The organism is Neobacillus dielmonensis (assembly GCF_000612665.1).
Lineage (GTDB): Bacteria > Bacillota > Bacilli > Bacillales > Cytobacillaceae > Neobacillus > Neobacillus dielmonensis.
The window spans coordinates 44,011-67,031 of the sequence record NZ_HG942077.1; the positions used below are offsets into that span (position 1 = coordinate 44,011).

Sequence of the window (23,021 nt, forward strand, 5' to 3'; positions counted from 1 at the left end):
CTAAATTAAACCGCTCTCACTTTTCTCACAATTATCAATTTTTGTAATTGCCAACCCATTGATATAGCAGGGTTTTAAAAGTTTTTTTCACTTTATTGCCGGTATAACACTTTCTTGTTTGTAATTGATAGGAAGATAATTTCCTATCAGTTCCAAGGAGACAATCGTATTTAAACACCACTGTGAAGTTGTGTTAGTCGTTATTTCCGGTATTTCAGCTAATGTCCTCCAAGTATTGACTTCGTGGGGTGCGATTGGCAGGACCATTTCACTAATATTTTCGTTTAATAATAGATTCCAAGCTTTTTTTGCCAATGTTTCATCCTGCCTTTTCGCCGCTGCATAGGCCACCATTCCGGATGCCAACATAGGCAGACTGAATAGTCGATCATGTAGAATGCCATTACTTCTTTCCATTTTTTCTTCGTTGCTTAACACATAAAATTCTCCAAACTCAGCTAACATATCATCCCATTCTTCATCTTCCAGAGCTTGGGCAATTTCGAACCATGCCTGGGGCCCTCCAAACGCAATGACCATATGGTAGCCGCCTTCATTACCATCGCCCATATGAAAAAGTGAGCTTGTTTCCGGATCATAGCCAAATGTCGGGCCAGAAAGTAATCGCAACGGCAGCTTTTTAAGAATTTCAATACCTCTGACTATTTTCTGTTTATATTCGACATTTTCCGTCCGTTCCCATTCGGAAAACCAATTGGAACAAAAGGCTGCCCAATCTGGACCTGTACGGGCATGCGTTGGAAATTCCTCACTCGAATAAAATTCCCTCATTGGATCGAGGCCGTATAGTGCTTTATCCGCATCTCGCACCTCCGTTAACAAATCCCGGGTTCTTTCGTCGGTTGTTAAAAAGTAATAATACTTATGCAGTCCTGCCATGCTAATACGTGCTTCCTTGCAGCCACAGCCCCAATGAACGACATTGTGCCGTGAACCCAGTCCTGCATATTCACCCAAGTGATAACGATCGACCTCACTGGTATGACGGGTCATGGCTTCCGCCAATGTAAAGATGTCTTCCCTGCCTGAACGCAAGAATGCATACCAGAGCCATATATTTGGAACCAATTCTGTATTTTGCCAAGCAAACCCCCCTAAGTCATACCGCCATTGATGGCGAACGGGATCATAGGTATGCATGACATCCCCATAGTTCCAATAACCGTACCATTTTCGTTGTTCCACTTCCTTTTTATAAAAAGAAAAGGCATGATCCAATTGTTGCTCTAACATCGCTTTGGCAGGGGTGCTTCTATCAGGTAAGCCCCAAACTCCCATTGCTTGTGTTGCGTAATAATACTCTGGTTCGCAAACCAACAATACTGGTGATTGCCACTCATCGATTTTTTCTACCAATTCTCGATGTGTTGGGGCATTGGCGTAAAGTTGCAAATAAACTTCACTTGTATTGGCAATGCCATATGGAGTGGCCCTCATTTCATCAAATCCCTCGTAGGCACTCACCACATGGGTTTCCTGACTGTAATGCCTGAAATCCATAGCCTCGGAATCAGGTGCCCAAAACCACACTTTTACTTTTGCTGCTGCTTGGCTTAATTGAGATACTTCCAAACTGGACGGGAACTTCTGCCAGAAGTTTTTCATGCCAATTCCAATGCCGCCATCTTCTCCCCCAACATAAATCAAGCCTTTGGCTCTTGTTCCGTGAGTGGATTCTACCCATGAGCAGCCGTCCCCGGACCGTTTTGCAATTTTATAATGGTCTGAAGAGTCTTGCATAATTTTAAAATCATTCCAAACCGCATTTTGCGTGGCATGGTCAAGCAATGGTTTGTGCTCAGGTCCTGTTAAATTCAATATTTCCCCAGCAATTTGCTTTTGGTACAATCCATTTGCGTTTCGGTGTCGTCTGGTAAGTAACAGCTGCGCTGGTTCTGAGAATATTCCCGTATCACCGGCAAAACGGACATTTCGGTTCCAGAGCTCCCCTGTTACTGGCACTGTAAATTCCATGCCTAACCCTTTAATAAAATCATTTTGCGAGTCACCGTCATAGAAAAAGGTATGGACCATTCGAACCGTGGATGTACCGGCAAAAAAGTATAATCTTAAAACAAAAGGAAGTAACGTATTCTCCTTTACTGGATTTTGGTGGATACCTTCGATTTTAATGACACTTCTTAACGGACCTTTTTGTTCCAATTCAACCTGGTTAATTTTACTTTGAAGGGCTGTTTCCCGAGTAACCTTGCTTCCGTTCTCATTGCTGCGGCTTTCTATAATCGCAACTAATCTTCCGTCTGTGCCAAAAATTTTAGAGCCGTTTTTTATGGTTTGGATAAAGCTGCTTCCTTGTTTATTCACAATAAATTGGCTTTCGCCGGTATCTATTTCAATGGTTTTATCTGTTTCTGTGATCTGTAATGGACGCTCACTGATTGCATTTTCGTCTTTTACAATTTCATATGAATCAAGATCCCCCTGTAAGATGGCTGCATGTCCGGTCCATTTCACGCTTCCATCCGGCCAAAAAGCCATATGCCAGCTTTGCAATGGGGTTTTTTCTCCTTTTGTATTTTCAAGGGAAAGGGAATCTTCTTTCAGTAACGCCCCTTGTTTCCATGGCACCCCCCAGGAGATACCCGTTTGTGTTGTCGGTTTTGTGTTTAACCATTTTACTTTCATCGATTTTTTCTCCATTCTGTCATTCTATTACCTTATCAATTTCCCATCGATCAATTTAGGTAGACTTTCAAAGTCAGGAACCTCCGCTAAATAAACGTTTCCATAGCCATTCATATCACTCGTAAACAGGATTTGTGTCCCGTCCGGACTAAACCTTGGATGTACATGGATTTGTTGAACATGAAAGCTGCCGCGATGTTTACATAAAATTCTTGGTCCTTCCATGCCTTGATCGTTCTTTTTCCATAGAAAAATACAATCCTGGTACCTTTCGCCATGGTAGGCACTCGACTGCTGTCCATCCCCCACGATGAAAGTTGAATCATTTGAATGAATATGCATATTTTGATAAGGAAACTCAAACTCTAGAGAATCTGAATTATTAAAAGTGGCAAATCCAAGAAACTTGCCGTCTTTTCTGTCTAGTGATTCCGTAAACCCATGATAGCCAATCGTGAGTCCATCCGCATGCCAGTATTCATGGCCGGCATATTGATTGTTTGTTCCCTCGCGGAGCTTCCAAACCTCTCCTGATTGAATATTCATAACCCAGATTCGATGGTCTACTTTTTCCCATGGTCCTTCGTGGCAGAATGTAATCAAATGCGGCTGGGTGGGTGATGCATTGACATGACCAATCCAGCGTTTTTCTTCATGAATGATTCTGGTTTCTCCTGTTTCGAGATTGAGTAAGTTAATCATGCAATGGGGTCTTGCCGCTTCTGTTTCTTCAAAACCTACATATCCGCCTGAAAGATTGGTTTTGATAGATTGTGACAAATCTTCAGAAAGACCGAAACATAAATATTTTCCATCCGCCGTACAGCTTAAATTGCTAAAATGATATCCTTTTGGCAAATGATAGATAGTATGTTCCTCATAGGTATCGAGGTTAATGGCGATAATTTTGTTATCGTAAGTAAAATACGCTTCGTGTTTGAGCGGGTTTAAGAAAGTTCCTTGTAATCCATTTGACAGTTTAGGGTCTAAATCCGTAAGCTGTGTTAATTCTCCGGTGGACAATTCAATGCTGTATAAATTTGTCGAGTTCCCGCGGTCTGAACATATTAAAAGTCTTGATCCGTTATCATACCAGCCGTTATTCGTGAAATAAACATGATAATCGTGTGCCTTGTGGTCCGTTAATTGAGTAATCTTGATATCAGTAATGGAATCCCGAAACTCACTCTGTTCACTTGGCCATGTTGTACCCTTTCCCAATGTACATTCCTCTTTTCTTTTTTAACTTCATATTAAAACTATTGTCAATTCAACCTTACAAGCGCTTTCTTTTTCCTTCAATAACACTTTTTTGCACTTGTGTAGAATCATGTGTGGAAATCATTGCAAAAAAAGACCACCCAAAAAATGGATGATCTTTTATATAACTCACTTATTTAATAAACTTAGAGATTGGCAGAGCCAGTTCTTTTACTCCTTCAACTACCAGTCTAGCCATCTGATTGGCGCCTGTTTTTGTAAAATGGGTGTAGTCGGTTCCGTTGACTGAGACCATAAAGTAGGTAAGTGCTTCCTCATACCCAATTCTCTCAAATAGCTTCAGACTTTTTTCCATTAGATCGATCAGTGCTACGTGTTCATCCCTTGCGATTTCCTTCATGGCTTGGCAATATTCCGGGAAGTCATTAATAAAAACGCCATTTGCCAGATGCAATCTGGCTACTGGGGTAATCAACACTGGCTGTGCCTGATGGCTTCTGGCAGCGTTAACATATTCTATTAAATACTCTTTGTAAGTTGTAAAAGGTTCTGTAAACCGTTCTGGCTTGCTCTTGGTTGCGTCATTATGCCCCATTTGGATGAACAAGTAGTCACCGGCTTTGATTTCTTCTGCTATTTTACCTAATCGACCTTCCTCGATAAAGGTTTTGGAGCTTCTTCCGCCGATTGCATGATTCGCTACTTCTACCTCATCCGTGAAATAGTCCTGGAGGAACTCTCCCCAGCCGCCTTGATTTTTTTCAGTCTCGTCATATCTTTGTACGGTGGAATCAGCAGCAAGGAAAATCTTTTGCTTATATAAATTCATGAATATCCCCTCCCATTGGATGGCAAATGAAGAACCCCTGCATGCAGCAAGGGATTCCCTTCTTACTAATTTAATTTTTAACGGTTTCAAACTCCCAACCAGGCAGATAGCTTTTTGTATTAAACAACATTTTTTCAAAAAGCTCCTCGGCTTCTTCAGGAGTAAGCGAACTTAACAAAGGATCTTGTCTAAATGCACTTAAGGCTAATTGCTTATCACATTGTATGGCAGCTTGGAGCGTCATCTCCTGTATATGGATGTGGCGTAAAACCATATTATTGACAGGCGTTGGCAGCTTACCCGAGACAATCGGCTGGACACTATTGTGGCCAAATACTGCGTTCGTTTCGACAATCACGTCTTCTGGCATACCAGCCATTTGCCCCTTGTTCGGTAAATTAACATTCGAAATGATGTCACCCAATCCAAGGATTGCTTTAATCATTTGAACGCCTTCTTCACCTGTAGCGTTTAATACAAAGGATTCCTCTCCATTGGCTAGGCGCCGGCCCTTTTCATAAAGTTCTTTGCCTCTTTCCATCCGCCAATCAACCGGTGTCAGGCTAAATTTCCATTCTCTTACTTTTTCAGGGCTTTGCAAATACCAGGTGTTCGGCATGAATTCCGCCAAATGACGGTCCCCGGCAGCGGCAATGATACCAAACTTTTTAAACAAGTCGAACTTTACTCTTTGGGCGGAAGAGAAATGGTCGTTCATCCAATTGCCAGTGTTTCTCCCCTCAAAACCGGACTCGTAATATTGATCAGCAAATTTTTCATATAACGGCAAAAGATTGATATTTTGATAGGAAGCACGGTCAATCCAGGTAAAATGGTTAATCCCCAGCACATTCACCTTTATGTCACTGCGTTTAACCTTTTCAAATCCTTCCAAGTCCTCCAACATGGAAGCCAAAAGTTTTTGGGTGCCAAATACTTCATGACAGCAGCCAAATGCTTTGATTTCTGGGAATACATGATAAAGAGTTCTAGTGCATAGGCTCATTGGGTTTGTATAATTGATGACCCATGCATTTGGCGAATGCTCCTTAATTTCATTGGCAATTTCCACAAAGAGCGGAATCGTCCTTAGTGCCCTGACCATTCCACCAGGACCCACTGTGTCCCCAACAGATTGATAAACTCCGAATTGTTCCGGCGTATGTACATCTGACTTCATCTCTAAGAATGTCCCAGGCAAAATCGAGATAATCACAAAATCCGCACCTGTTAATGCTTCTTTTAATGTTTTAACAGCTTCATAGTTCCACTGGCCGACCACTTCGTCACGTTCACGCAAACGGTTGCCGATCGTCTCATTTTGTTTTGCTGCTTCGTAATTGATATCATATAGTTTAACGGTCCCGGAAATACTTTCCTCCATAGCTAGATCACTCATTAGTCCCCACGCCCAGCCGCGTGATCCCCCGCCGATATACGCGATTTGTACATCTTTCATTTGCTTAACCATGCAAAACTCCTCCTTTGATTTGTTGAGCCATCCATTTTTTTAGCCTTAGTGTTTCAATGCCTGAGAGTAAAACAATGCCAATTCCATGTGTGTCATTCAGTATCCATGTTAGGTCATCTTTGTAATATTCCTTCGTGAAGGCATAACCCGAGCCTTGGCAAACGCCATACACATTTCCATATTTATCAACGCCCACCTTAGATAGCCCTTCAAAGCCCTGGAAAACGGCTTCGATAAATTCTTCTGGGTCTTCCAGCCAGCCATAGCGAATGCCACGTGCAAAAGCATAAATAAACATTGCCGTACAAGAAGTTTCTTCATAGGAGTCCTGTTCGGTTAACACTTGGTGCCATAAGCCGTTTTCCCCCTGCAATGCTAAATAGCCTTCCGCTAGTTCTCTAAAAAAGGTCAGAAGTTCTATCCGCTGTGGATGGCTTTCCGGCAGCACAGCCAATAATTCCGATAAGGAAAAGATCACCCAGCCATTACCGCGGCCCCATGGGATTCCTGTCGTCGTATTAAATTTAAAATCATAGACATGTGACATAATGTTCATGCCTGGAATAAATAAAAGTTCCTTATAGCGTAAAAACTGATTTACGGCATCATCAAGGTAAGCGCTGTCTTTTGTTAACTCAAAATATCTGCAAAGAAACGGTACACTCATGTACAAATCATCGCACCATACCGTATTCTTCATAAATTCCACACTGCCGAAGCTGCGATATAATGCCTGGTTTGGCAGGCGGCTTTGTTTATTGGAAATATAATCCGCAATATCATCGGCAACTTCTCTTGCATCGCGGATTGGTGCTATTTGATGGCCGACCAGCATGGTTGCTCCAAACGATCCGCAATCATCTAAGCTATCAATTGCTGATAATTGGGTATTAATCCCGGCGGCGCCATACTCCTTTCGATCCCATAAGGAATATTGATAGAAGGATGTGCATGTCTCGATATGGAGCAAAGCGTAGTTGACAATATCCTCGCGGTTTAACTCTTGCCCCGTCTGTAACAGTCCAAATAATGTAACGCCAAGCGGATAATCCCACTTTCCAAACAAAGGATTTTCCAAATAAGGCCGTACCCATGTATCCGGCATATCCAGCCGCCAGTAAGTTGGACCATTAGAACCTTCTAATAGGGTATCCATCCTTAGTACTTCCTCAAGAACAAGTGGGGCCGACAATGAAAATGGACCGGCATACATCCATACATCCTTGGCACCATCGATTGGTACCGGAAGGGCAAATTCGCCTCCATCAAGTTGAAAGCCCCACTCTTTGCCTTGACAGGTGCTTTTAATCACCACCTGGAATTCTCCAAACGGGAGATCAACGGAAACTTGAAACTCCTTGTCCTGTGATGAATGGTATACACATTCACCATTTATAAATAGTTGTAGAGGTCCTTTATTCTCCCCCCTCAGAGTAAAAGTCCGGATGGCAGGCTTGTTATTGACCAGCTTCGTCCAAGCAAGTGCTTGTCTATTTTCCATACATCCAAACATTCTTGAAAGCTGTGGCCTTTCTTGTCCCCATGTTCTATCTGGCAGCCACTTTACATCGGTTTCACTTTCATACATACCTTCTTGAGGCAGCTGGTCTAATTGGCCATCAAGCGGTTGTGTATAGAGCCAGCCTTCTTGGCCATTTCTTTCTTCGGACGGCATTAAAAAGTGTAGTGGAAACCGTTTAAAAGACCCCGTTCCAAAAATACCCCCAAACCCAGAAGGCGTTTTCATAAATTGGAGAATGAAGTGATTCCATCCCTTTTCCAGCCTTACACGTAAATTGCATCTTCTCTTCGGATTTGTTTCCTCCACAATACTCGATTTAAAAACGAGTTCGTTACGTAGGTAAATCTGTACCGGGCCAAAACAGTTTAATCCCAAGGCAACTTCTTTCGGCTCTTCGCTCCATAATTTGGCCCAAGTATAAACCCATTGCCCATGACTTGCTTCCGGAAATCGTTCATCCAAATTCATTAAATAGCGATAATCGCTTCCACGAAGAAAACCCTTTTTACTAAAAGCTCTAAAGGTTACGGGGTGTGGAGGATTTGACCCTATATATCGATTGGAAATCGTTGCTAGAATTCCTTCTAACTGATCTCCAAGCTTTGCGTAAATGCTTTCATTCTGATGAAAATAAGGTGACATTGTTCTTCCTCCCTCCTACTTTATTTAGGTTGTTTTATCTGACTCTATCCCCTCCTTATCATATACTTTAGTAGAGCTTAGATTTTCCAACAATACCACTTTTTTAAATTTCAGGAAGGCGAAATAAGACTTTTTTGCCGACTTTGGACAAATTTGTTTCTGTTACGAATAAGTTCTATTTTATTTGTATTAAAAGATTATGCAAAAAAACTGCCGGCGACATCCTTTTCTTTAGGATGTTGTCGGCAGTTCTGTAATTTCTCAATATGACTATTTATCTTGTAAACGCAGCAGGCACACCGCCATCGACAGTTAACATACAGCCAGTTGTCTTGTCAGATTTAGATGATGCAAAGAATGCGATTGATTCTGCGATATCACTAGGATAAATGTTTACTAGCAAGGTAGTACGTTTACGATAGTGCTCTTCTAATTGGTCAGGTGCAATACCGTATGCTTCAGCACGTTCTTCACGCCATTTTGAATTCCAAATAGCGGAACCTTGGAGTACAGCATCTGGAAGAACGGAGTTAACACGGATACCAAACTCCCCGCCTTCAGCCGCAATACATCTTGCCAAATGGGTTTCAAGTGCCTTAACCGAGCTATAAGCAGCAGCATTTTTGCCGGCATAAACAGAGTTTTTAGAACCGACAAATACCATGTTCCCGCCGATGTTCTGTTGCTTCATTTGCTTGAAGGCTTCACGGGCTACTAGGAAATAACCAGTTCCTAGTACATTTAAGTTTAGGTTCCATTCTTTAAGAGTAGTTTCGTCAAGCGGACTCCCTGAAGCAAGACCGGCGTTATTCACAATGATATCGACCCCACCGAAAGTAAGTGCAGTTTGATCAAATGCAACCTGTACTTGTTCTTCACTGGTTACATCCATTTTAACTGCAAGAGCACGGTCAGCACCAAATTGTTCGTTAATTTCAGCAGCAACCTTTTCTGCACCTTCAAGGTTTAAGTCAGCTAGAACAACCGCTGCTCCTTCAGCTGCAAGGCGGCGTGCTGTTGCACTTCCGATTCCACCTGCTCCTCCAGTAATGAATGCTACTTTTCTAGAGAATTCTGCTTCAGCTGGAGCAAGAGATAATTTATATAATTCTAATGGCCAGTATTCAACATTGTAAGATTCGTTTGCACTTAGAGAAACAAAGTTTCCTAATGTTGTAGCGCCCTTCATAACAGAAATGGCACGGTGGTATAAAGCACCGCTGATTCTTGAATTTTTAATGTCCTTACCAGTGTTCACCATACCAATACCAGGAATTAAGATAACACGAGGTGCTGGTTCAAACATTTTGTCGCCTTCGTTTTTGTTCTCTTCAAAGTATTGTTTGTAAGCTACTTTAAAGCTTTCAACTCCCTCTTTAATGCTGGCAATCAGCGCTTCAACATCTTTTGTTTGCGGATCCCAGTTTACATAAAGGGGAATCATTTTTGTATGAACAAGATGATCAGGACAAGCAGCACCGATTTGTGAAAGTTCTGGTGCGTTGTAGCTGTTTACAAATTGCAATACATCTTCACCACGGTCGTAAGTTAACAGCATTTTCTTCTCATCACTTACCGCACCACGAATCACTGGCAGTACTTTAGCTAGAACGCTAGTAGCTTCTTCTTCGGAAAGAGATTGATATTTTTGGCCGCCAAAAGTTTTGGCCTCGTCAATTCTTTCATTAATATATGCTTCTGCTTCGTTGATAATTTGGATAGTTTTTGCGTATGCCTCTTCAGATGTTTCTCCCCAAGTTACAAGGCCATGTTTTTCCATTAATACTAGTTCTGCATTCGGGTTATTTAATACTCCCTGTGCAATCATTTTTGAAAGTGTAAATCCAGGACGAATATATGGTACCCACACAAAACGGTTTCCAAAAATCTCTTCGGCTAGTTGCTTACCATTGTCTGCACAGCAAAGGCTAATAATCGCATCTGGATGTGTGTGATCCACATGTTTGAAAGGTAAGAATGCATGCAATAATGTTTCGATTGATGCTCTTGGGTGTTTGCTGTCAATCATACAATGTGAAAGGTAAGCAACCATGTCTTCATCGGACATTTCGTCGCGTTCGAATAATGGACGAATGTCTTCTAAGTTAAGACCAGTAAAATTGCTTGCTTTCATTGTTGCTAAATCGGAACCGCTTCCTTTTACCCACATAACTTCAACATCACGGCCACGGAAATCCTTTTCAATTGTCTTCATAGAAGTGTTACCGCCGCCATAGTTACATACCGCACGATCCGAACCAATTAAATTGGAACGATAAACGAGTTCTTCTACCCCTTTTGTTACTTGTGATGCAGCTTCTTGATTCCATAGATTCTGTACCATTACGACTTCCTCCGATTGTTTGTATTTATGTTTGTTAACTTCTGTTTTATTATAATATATCTTTGTTTATTTTTGAATAGAAAAGTTCATAAAACTTTCAAATTTTTATTTTGTTTTGTTTTTTAATAAAACGAGATGTTACGTGATTGTTGATTTCCGCTCCAGACACCGCCTTCCGTTCCAATCCTTTCCTTTAAGACAGCCTAATAAAAAAAGCTGTCCCAAGTGAGTCAAATATGACTGCTTAGAACAGCTTTGTTTCGTTTTATTTATAAATCATTGATAACAATATACGTTGCTTTTACGGGTCCATGCACACCCACAACCAAATTTAACTCAATATCGGCTGAATTGCTTGGTCCGGTTATAAAGTTTATGCAAGATGCGACATGGCCTGTTTCCTCATGGATTTGTCTCATTTTTTGGGCTGCCTGTGTCATCCTAGGCACAATTGAGCTTTTAGGTATTAGAGCAATATAGGTTGTTGGAAGGAAGCTGACTGTCCTGCCTTTATTTTCATCGCTAAACAAAACAACAGTCCCGGATTCCGCCAGAGTGATTTCACTTATTGTAATACCAACATTCGCCTGCTCTGCTTTGGCAATGTTTTCAGAACCTCTCGTATAATCCCATTCATATACATCCATCTCTTTCTCGGGCCATTCCTGCTTCATAAGTGGGTCGAGTCCCCAGTCGGCAAATCGCTTATCCTTCCAAGTGACAATCGGACCGCCGCCGTAACCAGAGACCACTTCATCTAAAAGTGACGATAACTGGTCTTTATCGGTTGAATAAAAGGTTGTATGGATTTTCTTACACTGCTCTTTTAATACCTCGACCAATTCGTCCTGCGTTGCTCCCTTTAATACCTCATCTTGCGGCCGGAATTTCCAGGTTGGTCGTTCGATTGGTGCCGTAATACGAGTGCGCCCAAGTTGGCTGGCAATTTTATTTAAGAATACCTCGCGATTTTGTATGGTTCCAGTCACGTTATTTGCCCCCTTCTTCCCGGTTTTTAAACCAATCTCGGAATCTTTCTTTATTTGGTGCCGGAAATTCCCGAATTTCAGTCCAGGCTTTTAGCGGTCCTGGCCCTTTGGAAATTTTGTCGCCATCCTTAAATGGACTCATTGCAGTTGGAGCTAGTTTTGAACCGATTTTATATAAAGTTGGTGAAGCAGCCCCCAACCCGAATGCTTTCATTGCTAATTTTTCAGAAATAGGGGCTTTCCCTTCTTTTTCCACAATTACTTCACGATGTTTGAGCAGCAGGTTATGCAGTGGTATTTTCACTGGACACACTTCCGTACAAGCTCCGCAAAGTGAGGAGGCGTATGGAAGTTCTTTAAACTCATCATAACCACCGAGCAATGGGGAAAGCACAGCACCAATTGGTCCTGCATAAATGGATCCGTAAGAATGCCCGCCCACATGGCGATAGACAGGACACGCATTCACACATGCCGCACAGCGAATACATTGCAGTACCGATTGAAATTCTCCGCCCAGAATATTGGACCTTCCGTTATCCACAATGACAAGATGGAATTCCTCCGGCCCATCAACATTCAATTCCTCTTTAGGACCGGTCAGCACGGTAATATAGCTGGTTAATTTCTGACCAACTGCACTTCGGGTTAACAGGGAAACTAGAACCTCCATCTCTTCAAAAGTAGGGACAATTCGTTCCATTCCCATGACGGTAATTTGTGTTTTAGGCAATGCCGTAACCAAATCCGCATTTCCCTCATTCGTCACCAAACTGAACGAACCCGTTTCTGCTACCGCAAAGTTACAGCCGGTAATCCCGATATCAGCCGTCAGATATTCCTGACGTAGCTTCTCCCGTGCATGGGCAGCCAGTTCTTCCGGTTTGGAGGTTTTGGTATAGCCTAGTTTTTCCGTGAACACATCGCGAATCTGCTCTTTATTTTTGTGCAGTGCCGGAACGACAATATGAGACGGAGGATCATGGTCATCAATCTGAAGAATATATTCGCCAAGGTCGGTCTCTATGACTTCACAACCTTCTTGTTCCAGGACATGATTCAAACTAATCTCTTCAGTCACCATTGATTTAGATTTGACAATTTTTTTGGCCTGCTTCTCCCTGACAATGCCGCGGATATAGTCGTTCGCTTCTTCTTTCGTTTGGGCAAAAAATACATGCCCGCCACGTTTAGCCACATTGTTGCTTAATTGTTCCAAATAATAATCCAAGTTTTCTAGCACATGCTGACGAATTTCTTCTCCATGAGAACGCCAGTCTTCCCAATTTCCTAGTTCTTCGGCAGCGATGCGTCTTTTGACCCCCATGCCGTCCTGTGCACTGGAGACGGCACCGCGCATAAAGTCGTCATGGATTCCCTTACTGACACGTTCTTTAAACTGCTCATTGCTGATTTTCATTGGCATTGCATCATTCCCCCATTCTTAAACCTGCTTTGTTGAACGTATCACTAACGACTGTTTAACACTTCTGCTATATGCAGAACCTTAATTGGCTTTCCTTTTCGGTCGATTCGGCCGCCGATATTCATAAGGCACCCTGCATCAGCTCCAATTAGATAATCCGCATCTGTTTCTTCCACATGGCATACTTTTTCATCGACCATTTGCTCGGAAATTTGAGCCATTTTAACGGAAAAGGTACCGCCAAACCCGCAGCATTGCTCTTTTCCAGGCAGTTCTGTGAAATCTAAACCTTTTACATTTTTCAAAAGTTTCATCGGTGCTTCCTTCACACCCAATAATCTTGTCATATGGCAAGATGTGTGATAGGTGGCTTTCCCTTCCAGTCTCGCCCCGACATCTTCGACTTTTAACACATCGACGATGAATTGAGTCAGCTCATACGTTTTTTGTGCCAATTTTTTTGCTTTTGGTTCCCAGACAGGGTCGCCTTTAAAAACATGTTGATATTCATGAAACATAAAAGCGCAGGAACCTGATGGGCATACAATATATTCCGCATCTTTAAAGGTATCGATCATCCGCTTCATGGCTTCCTTCGATTCTTTTGTGTATCCGCTATTATAAGCAGGCTGCCCGCAGCATACTTGTGATTCTGGAAAATCTATTTCACATCCTAATCGTTCTAGCAATTCAACGGTAGCTTTCCCAACATTGCTTTGGAAAAGATCCACGAGACATGTGGCAAATAAACTCACTCTCATCTTTCTTACATCCCCTTTTTGCATTTAGCAATTGGCATACATCATAGCTTTTATTTATTTTTGTTTTATTATAATACATTTTTGTTTGTTTTTGAAAGCTTATTGATTAAAATGTAAAATCTTTGTTTCTATTATATTATATATCAACTATCTTTATAGACTTTTTTCTTTAAAAAAAAGGAAGTCAATGGCTGCCCATTAACTTCCTTCTCAACATCATAATTTATAACTAATTGCCTGGCTTCCCATTTGTGCCCACGAGGCTTCAAAGCTTTCCCTGGAAATAGCCTTATAAGGATCCTCAGTTAATGGGTCATTAACGTAAACGTAGTTATTATCATAGCCTAGTATTAATACGCTATGTTCTCGATAGGTAATTTTTACTTGCCCTGAAGGAGTATTCCAAGTAGAAAACTCACTTTCGGGCAGTTTGGAAAATCTTGAATTTGTAATCACCCAAACCGGATTTCCTTGTTCTACACTCTTATAAATAGAATGGATATCTTGACCCGTCATATCAACAATTTTACCTGGTAAGTATTTTTCAGCTAAAGCAGCAATCGGTGCATGATAAACCCCGTAACCCGATTTATTGAACGAATAAATATCACCGACAAATCCCTCGTTAGGATTTCCTTTGAGTCCGCTTTGATAACGAAAAGGAACAGATGTTATTTCTTTTGCAAGTGTCAGTTTATCTACGGAAACTCCGGCATATTGCAACATCATGGTAAGACTAGTTACTTCACACCCCCGTGATAATTCCGGCAGTTGTTGGACTAAGGGGACATCATTTATAACAAATTTTCCATTTTCTCCAAGAGTTACATTTGTCGTTTGTTCCTCAGTTGAGCTTCGGGTTTCGTCTTGACTTGTATTATCTACTTGTCCGGAACTAGCCTGTGAAACATCAGAGGCTGGCGCTGCTTCTTCAGTAAGTTTTTGTTGATCTTGCTTCTGTTCGGTTATATCTTTATTATTAGTCGCATTTGATGAAAGAACAGTTTTTTGTACTCCTACATATCCTACGCTTGTGAGTATCCCCAAAAGAATGATAAGTAGCAAGACTTTTTGCTTCAATGAGTACACTCCTCTCTATTTTTTCTCCAATATGTGATTGTCATACCATACTATTAAACTCTAAGTTAATTATAATAAGACTTCCTTAAAAAAGTCTTAATTTTTCAATTGATTTAAAATAATTGTAAAGATAAGTCCAATTTACTGTCTATTAAAATAGTAACCTTAACATAGATGACGAATTTTGACAACTTAATGATAGATTTTTTCGAAAATACCATTTTATTACCTTTTCATTTTGGCAAAGAAACCCGCACAGGCTCTGTGCGGGTTTCTTTTGAATGTTAACGTTAACATTTTTAAGTTTCCTGTTTAATCTGCTTTTGTTTTCTTACAAATGCCATTTTTTGCTTTCGAAACACCACGAATGAAATGGCTACTAATCCGACTACTTCGCCAGCAGAAGCGGCCATCGCCCCAGCTTTTCCATTCAGTTCCGGAAAAACGTGTACTAACGGGATCATGATCAACACGACTGCAGCCATATTTAAAATTTGTGGTTTTAATAGGGATTTCGTGCTTTTCTGAAGCATGAGCAATCCACCAAAAAAATCAACCCAAGGAAATACTAGTGTTTTAATCAAAAAAAACTTTAATACATGTAAACTTTCTGCGGCAAGTCTCACATCAGCACCTAAGACTGTTCTCATAAACCAAGGCCCAGCTGGTGTAAAACATAACACTCCCAGTAAAACAGAAGGGACTATACTAAAAATCAATACACATTTTATCACTGCTGCTTTATTATGTTTGTAAAATTGTAGAACAATCTGGTGGGTATACATAAAAAAGCTCAGAATTAAATTCGTGATACTAAATGCCAGTGCAAATGAGGCTATGCCCAGATGGGTGTCTTGTATTTGCCCTAAAAAGGCGTATATGATTGGAATCAAGATGCTCTGAAACGACATATAAAAAACTAATGGGAAGTAAAAAGAACCAATATCCTTTTGTTGTAAGTTTTGCTGTTTCGCGGTGAGGCTGCTACCTGCAATTTTCTGCCCCCGCCAAACACTGACCAAACATTCAATCCCCATTCCAATTAAAAAAATAATTGCTCCTGCTGTACTAGTGTTTGCATGGTGCGCATATACAAGATAGCTGGCAACGGCAAACATTCCTGCCAATCTGATAATAACCCCAACGGTGACCCATTTCGTTTCCAGTTGGTTTATAATGATTCCTTGATACAAGCAACGCAATCCCGAAAAGATGATGACTGCCGCCAGAACCAAGAAGGTAACTTTTAAGGAATTCATAGAAGCTGTTTCCGCATTGAAACCATATATAAACAACCAGTCTCCAAGTTTAGTAAAACCGATTATTGCGCTTAAACTAATAATAACGAGACAGACTTTTATAAAAAAAGCCCAAATTCGTTTAAAAGAAGCTTTATCTTTTGCCAATGCCGATGCCGTTTGCCGAAAAACCAGGACCGGCCGCTCAAGGATACCGAACAATGACAAGGCAATCGCATAGTTGGAAATAATCATTTCAGCATGTTCTGCCCTGCTTAACGTCCCATTAATGATGACATGGGATATGGAGGTTAAACTGGCGGAAACAGCCAACGGAACAAAGAATACCAGCATCCTCATTACGTTAAAATCCTTGGTTGCATCTTCCGTTTTGATGGAATTCACCCCATATCTTTCTGATCCTAGACTATGCCTTTACCAAACTGTGATTCATCTTTTTAAACTCCGCCGGAGAGAACCCGGTATACTTTTTAAAACTGCTGCTAAAATAATTGGAATTGGAATAACCTGTTTGTTCAGCCACTTCATAAGTTTTCAGATCACTTTGTTGAAATAGCTCTATTGCCCTGTTCATCCGTTTTTCCAACAATATTTCGCCGAAATTATACCCTAGTTCAACCTTAAAGAGATTGCTGAGATAGGCATAACTCACATGGACTTCATCTGCAACCGTTTGCAAATTTAGACTGGCACATTGATAATGATCATTGATAAAATCAATGGCTTTTTTCACTAGTGTATGCTTTCGATTCCGATTAATGTTTTTGACCATATCAGCTGCTTCCAGGGCCAATCGTTCAATTTCCGTAAAAATATCATCCATGATCTGCATTTTAATTAATTTGTTTTCCAATTCAAGGATTTTAGTTTCATCCCAATTGTTTATGATTTTGGCAGATTCGTAGCCTATTAAATGGACAATTCTAATGGCTAACAGTACCGTGTCCTGTAAAGTCATGTTTCTTTTTATTTTAATTTGTCTCTTTATCACCTCTAATACTTCTGACACCTTATCAGGCAGCCCAAGAGTAACATATTTTAGCAGTTCATGTTCTACCTCGAATGCGTCCCCCCTTTCCTCCCACTGAGAGGTATCAATTGCCTCAATGGAATAGGTGCAATTTATGCCCATTATATGACGAAAATCCATCGCTTTCAATGACTCTAAATAAGAATAGCGAAGGTCCGTCAGCTGTTTATAAACCCTCCCCCTGGTAATTGTAACAGTTGTTTGGAACTTATTTTTTATCAAATTTAGCAATTCTCTTGCCAAATCAGCAATGGACTGAGCAAACATATCTTTACTTGTTTCTGCACTAAATATAAATAATCCAAATTGTTCACCGTCATCATTTAATACGAAACCCTTTAATGGCGCTGTTTTAATATATTCCCTGCATTCCTTCATTATGTTGGTTTTCAATGCAGACGGGAATTCCGTTTGATCCAATTTAACAGATAGAGCGACCGATATAGATCCGACTGGATGGATTCCAATCATAGAAAGCTCTTTGAACATTTCCTGGTTATTTAGAGGCCGGAGACAAAGTGTTTTCAAAAATTGTTGCTGTCGGTACTCATGGCTATCATGTATTTGGCATTCTATTTGATTTTCCCGTTCAATTTCCATTGATGCCTGCTCTAATTTTTCAATCAGTTCACTGGTTTCTATGGGTTTCAAAAGGAAATCAAATGCCTTTAACTGGATAGCCTGATGGGCATATTTAAAATCCTGGTAGCCAGTTAATAGAATAATCTTGGTCTTGGAATTAAACTTCTTTATAGCTCTTGTCATTTCCAGACCATCCATAAATGGCATTTGGATATCAGAGATAACTATTTGTGGATCGGTTTTCTTAATCACATCTAAACCCTCCACTCCATCGGCTGCCAGGCCAGCTAATTCAAACCCATGTTTGGCCCAGGGAATCACCTTCGATAACCCTTTGCGGATAATTCGGTCGTCATCCACAATCACCACCTTATGCATCAATCAAACTCCTCCTTTGGTATGTCGAATGATGGTGGAACAATGGGTACCACTATTTCACCTCACACCATCAATCGGAAACGGTTACATTCAAAGCATTTCTCCTTTCTAATATTTTCTATCTATTACTAAAAATAACCTACTCGTCCCTAATGATAAATGGGTCTTAACGTTTATATTTTTGGAAATAAAAAACCAAGGCTATCAGGAAATTCATAGCCTTGGCGTACATCCAATTAATCAATCTTTCCAGTTCCTGCCTTTGCTTTTACAAGTGCTGGGACTGATTGTGTCGGATAAACTTTGGTAAATAAAGTTGGCTGCCAGCCGACATTTTCATCTAACTGTATATCACTGATTTTGTTATGGGCTGCCACTAAATCCACCTGGCTCCCAGAGCTTTTGCCATTGACAAAAGATCCGTCTTCATAAATGGAAGTTCCCTTCCAATCTTTAATGATTTTCCCTGGATCGACATCTGTGTCAAAATCAAAGTAGTTATTTTCCGCATAAATTTTTGATTTGACCCCAACCCCAAGGGCATAATCAAATTCATAATCTGAATTGCTATTAAACTCATAGTAGTTGTTGTAAACATGGACTTGACCATAACGTACCCTTGGCAGACGCTGCGTTAGGTTCTTGTAATAGTTGTGATGGATGGTGACCTTTAAGTGGCCCTCGTCAGTAGATTTGCTGTCACTTGAACCAATCAGCGATGTCTTGTCATGGTCCTCTAAGACGTTATAAGAGATGGTTACGTAATCAGCACCGTTAGTCACATCGAGTAAGCCATCATGCTGCTGGTAGGTCCGTCCAAACACTTTTCCAAAGTCCTCATCATGATGTTTGCCATCGGTAAATTTATTATGATCGATCCACACATTATGAGTATTATTGGTCACGGTCAAATTGTCATATTCGGAGTTCCACTCACCATAATCACCGTCTGTTGGATCCCATTGCGGGAAGAAATCAACAGGTGCTTCAAATTCAATGTTGCGGATAATGATATTTTCTGACTTGTTTAATACAAAGCTGCCGCCGATAATTTTAGCATCATCGCCTATTCCGATGATGGTGGTGTTAGAGCCAATATTAACGGTTATCTGCTGCTTTTGTCTTTGGGCAGAACGTGCACGAGCATCCTCAAGCGGACCGCTTACTTCGTTATCAAGTCCCCATTTCTCAGGTTTATAGGCTTCCAGGTAAGCATTAAAATCATAGGCTGGATCTGCGTAAAATTCAGGGCCAATTGGCTGATTATTCTCGTCTACATTAAAATCAATCGTGCCCTTAATATAAATAATTTTGGGGGTGTTTAAATTTGCACCGCCAAGGGCCTGTAACAGCTCACTTTTATTAGTTACAGTAAAAATATGATTCACATCTGCTTTTGCCCCGCCTGTGGTTCCCTCACCAGAGGCCGCCCAGCCATCGTTTGGTTTAAGGACTTCTGTACCTAAATCAGATGATGCGGCTGAAACCGAGGATACACTCATTGCTAGTAGAGAGGTTGCTAAAACACTGCTGAATACCTTTTTCATACGCTACACTCCTTTTTCCTTTTTGATAGATTAGCCGGATGGTTATACGCCATGGCCGCTACTTGCTTATGTATCTAACTACTGAATATTTTAACGGAAAACGTTTTCATTAAGAATTTAATATTTTTCGAAAAACCTTTGATATTTTTATTGTTTTATCCTTTTATAATCAAAATGGTAGAAAAACAGCCAATTGCTACAGCTGTTTTTCTACCCTACTCATATTTTTTTGATGTGGTTGCGTAGCTGGACAAGATTCAATTCTTCTGTGCAGCCAATTACTAAACGGGCAATTTGTTTGGCCCCTGCTTCTTGGAAATGGGTGTTATCCTGCCTCAATCTGGATAATTACCAATTTCCCCTGCATCCAACCAAAGGAAGACATCTTTTGCTGCTTCTCGAGCCCAAGTTCTTGAAATAACGCCTTGCTTTTAGCCAAAAAATTAATAACAGGCACATTTTCTTCCAATGCAAGTTCCTTCATGGCCACGGGATCATCACCATGAGAATTACGGGCTTCTGTAAACGACGGCGTTCCACTGGAGTTACAAGCACCGAAATGGCTTTTTTGGCACGTGCTCCGTCGATGTACTGTTTTACATAATTCTTGTATGTTGTAAACGGCTCTGTGTACCAGGTGGGATCGTCGGCATTTTCGTCGTTATGTCCGAATTGGATGAAGTGATAATCGCCTTTTTCAATTTGATTAAGAATCGTCTCGAGCCTGCCTTCATCAATGGCACTCTTAATCTTCTGCCAGACGGGGCTTCATTTTTAACAACTATTTTATCATCGAAAACACATCAAACACTTGACCCAACCTTTTCGTGGTGCCAAATCATCGCTCTGATCACTGAGTGAACCCGCGGCCATGCAGGGGAGTCGAGCGCCGTCCGCTCCAATCAACAGAGATATTAAAATTAACGGCATCGTTTAACGGAGTCAATAAACAAGAATACCTTTTTAAGCACATCTTCGTTTTCTAATTTTCAGAAAATAGTATTGACACAGAATGGTATAACTGCTTATACTTTATTTGTTAACCATTACATGAAATAAGTTAACAAATAACCAGGGGGTATATTGTTATGCTTCAATCACACAATCAATTAAAAATGTGGATTTTTAGTGCATTGTTTGCTGCCATCATCGGAATTTTGGCACAGGTTACGATTCCACTGCCGCTTGTCCCAATTACTGGGCAAACACTTGCAGTCGGGCTGGCAGCGACCATTTTGGGGTCTCGGTATGGCACTCTTTCTGTTATTATATATGCGCTGTTAGGAGCAATCGGCGTTCCTGTTTTTAGTGGTATGTCAGGAGGATTTGGGGTCATTGTTGGTCCTACTGGCGGTTTCATTGTCGGATTCATTCCTGCAGCATTTTTGACGGGGGTTATTCTTGAAAAAACAAGTTTCACAATCCTGAAAGGGATGATTGCTAATACAGTTGGCATGCTTGTTACCTTAGCATTTGGAACAGTATGGCTCAAGTTTGCTGCGAGTCTTACTTGGACAGCTGCCTTAACTTCAGGGTTTTACCCATTTATCGTCGTTGGCTTAATAAAAGCATTTCTGGCATCATGGATTGGCATTACACTTTATAAAAGATTAGTATCGGCAAAGCTGTTAACGTCTCCGCAACAGGTATCGAGTTAATGCTTTTCACACAAAAAGAAACCCGCCAAAGTGAAGTTCACTTGGCGGATTTCCTTTTCTTGCCTTTAAGAAGGCACATTTATTTAACAATTAACGGTAAATTACTTCGTTCCAGCGCAATTCATTTATAAAGGCTTGACTGTCAGTGTTCTTATTAATGACTACCATTTCAATTCCAGCAAGTTCGGCAAAGTCTCGCAGTTGTTCCGTTGTCACTACATAAGAGAAACAAGTGTGATGAGCGCCGCCAGCTTGAATCCAATTCTCCACTGCCTGACTTAAAGATGGCTGTGTCTTCCATAAAACCCGTGCTACCGGAAGTTGCGGCATATCTTTCTCAGGCTGCAATGCATCGACTTCATTCACCACTAAGCGAAAACGATGACCCAGGTCAACAATGGAAGCATTTAGGGCACAACCGCCTCTTCCATCAAACACAATTCTAGCAGGATCTTCCTTACCGCCAATACCAAGCGGATGAACTTCAATTCTCGGTTTAACAGCTGAAATGGTCGGACACACCTCGAGCATATGTGCACCAAGAACCATTTCATTGCCTGGTTCTAAGTGATAAGTATAGTCCTCCATAAAGGAAGTACCTTGATTTCCAGCGAGAGTTTTCATTAAGCGAACAAGAGCTGCTGTTTTCCAGTCTCCTTCTCCACCGAAACCATAGCCTTGTTCCATCAACCGCTGAACGGCGAGACCAGGCAGTTGCCTCATTCCATGTAAATCCTCAAAAGTAGTTGTGAAAGCAGTGTACCCGCCTTCCTCTAGGAAAGCTTTCAAGCCAAGTTCAATTCTTGCCTGATAGCGGATTGCTTCTCGAACTGGGCCGTCAGTCAATCCTTCCGAAGCAATATCATATTGTTCCTCATATTCAGCCATTAGCTGGTCGACTTCTTGTTCCGTTACATCATTCATGCGCTGGACCAAGTCGCCTACGCCATACCCATCGACAGTCCAGCCGAACTTGATTTGCGCTTCTACCTTATCACCTTCTGTTACCGCAACTTGACGCATATTGTCACCAAATCTAGCAACCTTTAAGTTTTGGCTATCCACAAAAGCAACGGCCGTTCTCATCCAGCCGCCAATTCGCTCCCTAATTTCAGCGTTTTCCCAATGGCCGACGATCACTTTTCTTTTCACTTTCAAGCGGCTAGCGATGAAACCATGCTCACGGTCACCGTGTGCGGCTTGGTTTAAGTTCATGAAATCCATGTCAATTGAATTCCATGGGATATCCCGATTAAATTGGGTTGCAAAATGAAGATACGGCTTTTGTAATACAGATAGCCCAGCAATCCACATTTTAGAAGGTGAAAAAGTGTGCATCCAGGTAATAATACCAGCACAGTCCTCATTAGCATTTGCTTCTAAAATCAACTTACGGATCGAGTCTGGATCCTTAACGACTGATTTAAAAACCAATTTAAACGGTGTGTTAGTATCCTCATCCAGACCTTTAACTATAGCTCTTGAGTTTTCTTCTACTTGACGGAGCGCATCTTCTCCATAAAGCAATTGGCTTCCTGTTACAAACCAAAATTCATAGGCTTTTGTTGCTAACACAATAACTCCCCCTCAATAATAATTTTTTAAAATTGAACCT

General features: G+C 41.1%; 16 protein-coding genes. 1 reads left to right on the forward strand and 15 read right to left on the reverse strand.

Translation table 11 applies throughout. The features are described from left to right. Positions 1–87: 87 nt before the first annotated feature. The 14 genes from BN2425_RS18040 to BN2425_RS23185 all read right to left on the reverse strand — a co-directional run bounded on the left by BN2425_RS18040 (position 88) and on the right by BN2425_RS23185 (position 20,238). Complete coding sequence (locus tag BN2425_RS18040; protein ID WP_216628811.1) at positions 88–2,667, reverse strand: exo-rhamnogalacturonan lyase family protein; 2,580 nt, start codon at positions 2,665–2,667, stop codon at positions 88–90. Between the two features lie 27 nt (positions 2,668–2,694). Then, positions 2,695–3,888 (reverse strand): oligogalacturonate lyase family protein, encoded by a 1,194-nt coding sequence (locus BN2425_RS18045; protein ID WP_042462371.1) that lies wholly within the window; start codon positions 3,886–3,888, stop codon positions 2,695–2,697. Positions 3,889–4,060: 172 nt separating this feature from the next. Continuing rightward, positions 4,061–4,717 (reverse strand): rhamnogalacturonan acetylesterase, encoded by a 657-nt coding sequence (locus tag BN2425_RS18050; RefSeq protein ID WP_042462373.1) that lies wholly within the window; start codon positions 4,715–4,717, stop codon positions 4,061–4,063. Positions 4,718–4,787: 70 nt separating this feature from the next. Further along, entirely contained in the window at positions 4,788–6,188 is a 1,401-nt protein-coding gene (locus tag BN2425_RS18055) for a family 4 glycosyl hydrolase (RefSeq protein WP_042462375.1), read from the reverse strand. Further along, entirely contained in the window at positions 6,181–8,352 is a 2,172-nt protein-coding gene (locus BN2425_RS18060; RefSeq protein ID WP_042462377.1) for a glycoside hydrolase family 88/105 protein, read from the reverse strand. Before BN2425_RS18060 ends, BN2425_RS18055 begins: the two co-directional genes overlap by 8 nt. Before the next feature lie 274 nt (positions 8,353–8,626). Then, positions 8,627–10,756: a bifunctional aldolase/short-chain dehydrogenase gene (locus BN2425_RS18065; protein WP_264757815.1), complete on the reverse strand. Its 2,130-nt coding sequence runs from the start codon at positions 10,754–10,756 to the stop codon at positions 8,627–8,629. 209 nt (positions 10,757–10,965) lie between these two features. Further along, positions 10,966–11,685 (reverse strand): LutC/YkgG family protein, encoded by a 720-nt coding sequence (locus BN2425_RS18070; RefSeq protein WP_042462381.1) that lies wholly within the window; start codon positions 11,683–11,685, stop codon positions 10,966–10,968. Position 11,686: 1 nt separating this feature from the next. Continuing rightward, positions 11,687–13,111 (reverse strand): LutB/LldF family L-lactate oxidation iron-sulfur protein, encoded by a 1,425-nt coding sequence (locus BN2425_RS18075; protein WP_042462383.1) that lies wholly within the window; start codon positions 13,109–13,111, stop codon positions 11,687–11,689. A gap of 44 nt (positions 13,112–13,155) precedes the next feature. Next, positions 13,156–13,872: a (Fe-S)-binding protein gene (locus BN2425_RS18080; protein ID WP_042462385.1), complete on the reverse strand. Its 717-nt coding sequence runs from the start codon at positions 13,870–13,872 to the stop codon at positions 13,156–13,158. 216 nt (positions 13,873–14,088) lie between these two features. Further along, a complete protein-coding gene (locus BN2425_RS18085) occupies positions 14,089–14,952 on the reverse strand; it encodes a C39 family peptidase (protein WP_319922087.1) in 864 nt (287 codons plus the stop codon). A 299-nt stretch (positions 14,953–15,251) separates the two neighbouring features. Further along, positions 15,252–16,595 carry a hypothetical protein gene (locus BN2425_RS18090; protein ID WP_052352948.1) on the reverse strand — a complete coding sequence of 448 codons (1,344 nt, stop codon included), beginning with the start codon at positions 16,593–16,595 and terminating at the stop codon, positions 15,252–15,254. A 22-nt stretch (positions 16,596–16,617) separates the two neighbouring features. Further along, on the reverse strand, positions 16,618–18,201 hold the full coding sequence (locus BN2425_RS18095; RefSeq protein ID WP_042462387.1) for a response regulator transcription factor: 1,584 nt from the start codon (positions 18,199–18,201) through the stop codon (positions 16,618–16,620). Between the two features lie 236 nt (positions 18,202–18,437). Then, positions 18,438–19,748, reverse strand: a complete 1,311-nt coding sequence (locus BN2425_RS18100) for a pectate lyase family protein (protein WP_042462389.1) — start codon at positions 19,746–19,748, stop codon at positions 18,438–18,440. Between the two features lie 325 nt (positions 19,749–20,073). Then, complete coding sequence (locus tag BN2425_RS23185; RefSeq protein WP_154663544.1) at positions 20,074–20,238, reverse strand: hypothetical protein; 165 nt, start codon at positions 20,236–20,238, stop codon at positions 20,074–20,076. Positions 20,239–20,836: 598 nt separating this feature from the next. Here BN2425_RS23185 and BN2425_RS18105 point away from each other — a divergent pair. Further along, complete coding sequence (locus BN2425_RS18105; RefSeq protein ID WP_042462391.1) at positions 20,837–21,406, forward strand: biotin transporter BioY; 570 nt, start codon at positions 20,837–20,839, stop codon at positions 21,404–21,406. 90 nt (positions 21,407–21,496) lie between these two features. On the opposite strand, the gene araA is transcribed toward BN2425_RS18105, so the two are convergent. Further along, positions 21,497–22,981, reverse strand: a complete 1,485-nt coding sequence (araA, locus tag BN2425_RS18110; protein ID WP_042462393.1) for an L-arabinose isomerase — start codon at positions 22,979–22,981, stop codon at positions 21,497–21,499. Positions 22,982–23,021: the final 40 nt, after the last annotated feature.

What these genes read in the sequence shown, in the direction of transcription:
- BN2425_RS18075 (WP_042462383.1), bottom strand. Translation starts at nt 13,111, where the DNA reads ATGCCAATGAAAATCAGCAATGAGCAGTTTAAAGAACGTGTCAGTAAG.
- BN2425_RS18100 (WP_042462389.1), bottom strand. Translation starts at nt 19,748, where the DNA reads ATGAAAAAGGTATTCAGCAGTGTTTTAGCAACCTCTCTACTAGCAATG.
- BN2425_RS18055 (WP_042462375.1), bottom strand. Translation starts at nt 6,188, where the DNA reads ATGGTTAAGCAAATGAAAGATGTACAAATCGCGTATATCGGCGGGGGA.
- BN2425_RS18050 (WP_042462373.1), bottom strand. Translation starts at nt 4,717, where the DNA reads ATGAATTTATATAAGCAAAAGATTTTCCTTGCTGCTGATTCCACCGTA.
- BN2425_RS18080 (WP_042462385.1), bottom strand. Translation starts at nt 13,872, where the DNA reads ATGAGAGTGAGTTTATTTGCCACATGTCTCGTGGATCTTTTCCAAAGC.
- BN2425_RS18105 (WP_042462391.1), top strand. Translation starts at nt 20,837, where the DNA reads ATGCTTCAATCACACAATCAATTAAAAATGTGGATTTTTAGTGCATTG.
- BN2425_RS18040 (WP_216628811.1), bottom strand. Translation starts at nt 2,667, where the DNA reads ATGAAAGTAAAATGGTTAAACACAAAACCGACAACACAAACGGGTATC.
- BN2425_RS18095 (WP_042462387.1), bottom strand. Translation starts at nt 18,201, where the DNA reads ATGCATAAGGTGGTGATTGTGGATGACGACCGAATTATCCGCAAAGGG.
- BN2425_RS18060 (WP_042462377.1), bottom strand. Translation starts at nt 8,352, where the DNA reads ATGTCACCTTATTTTCATCAGAATGAAAGCATTTACGCAAAGCTTGGA.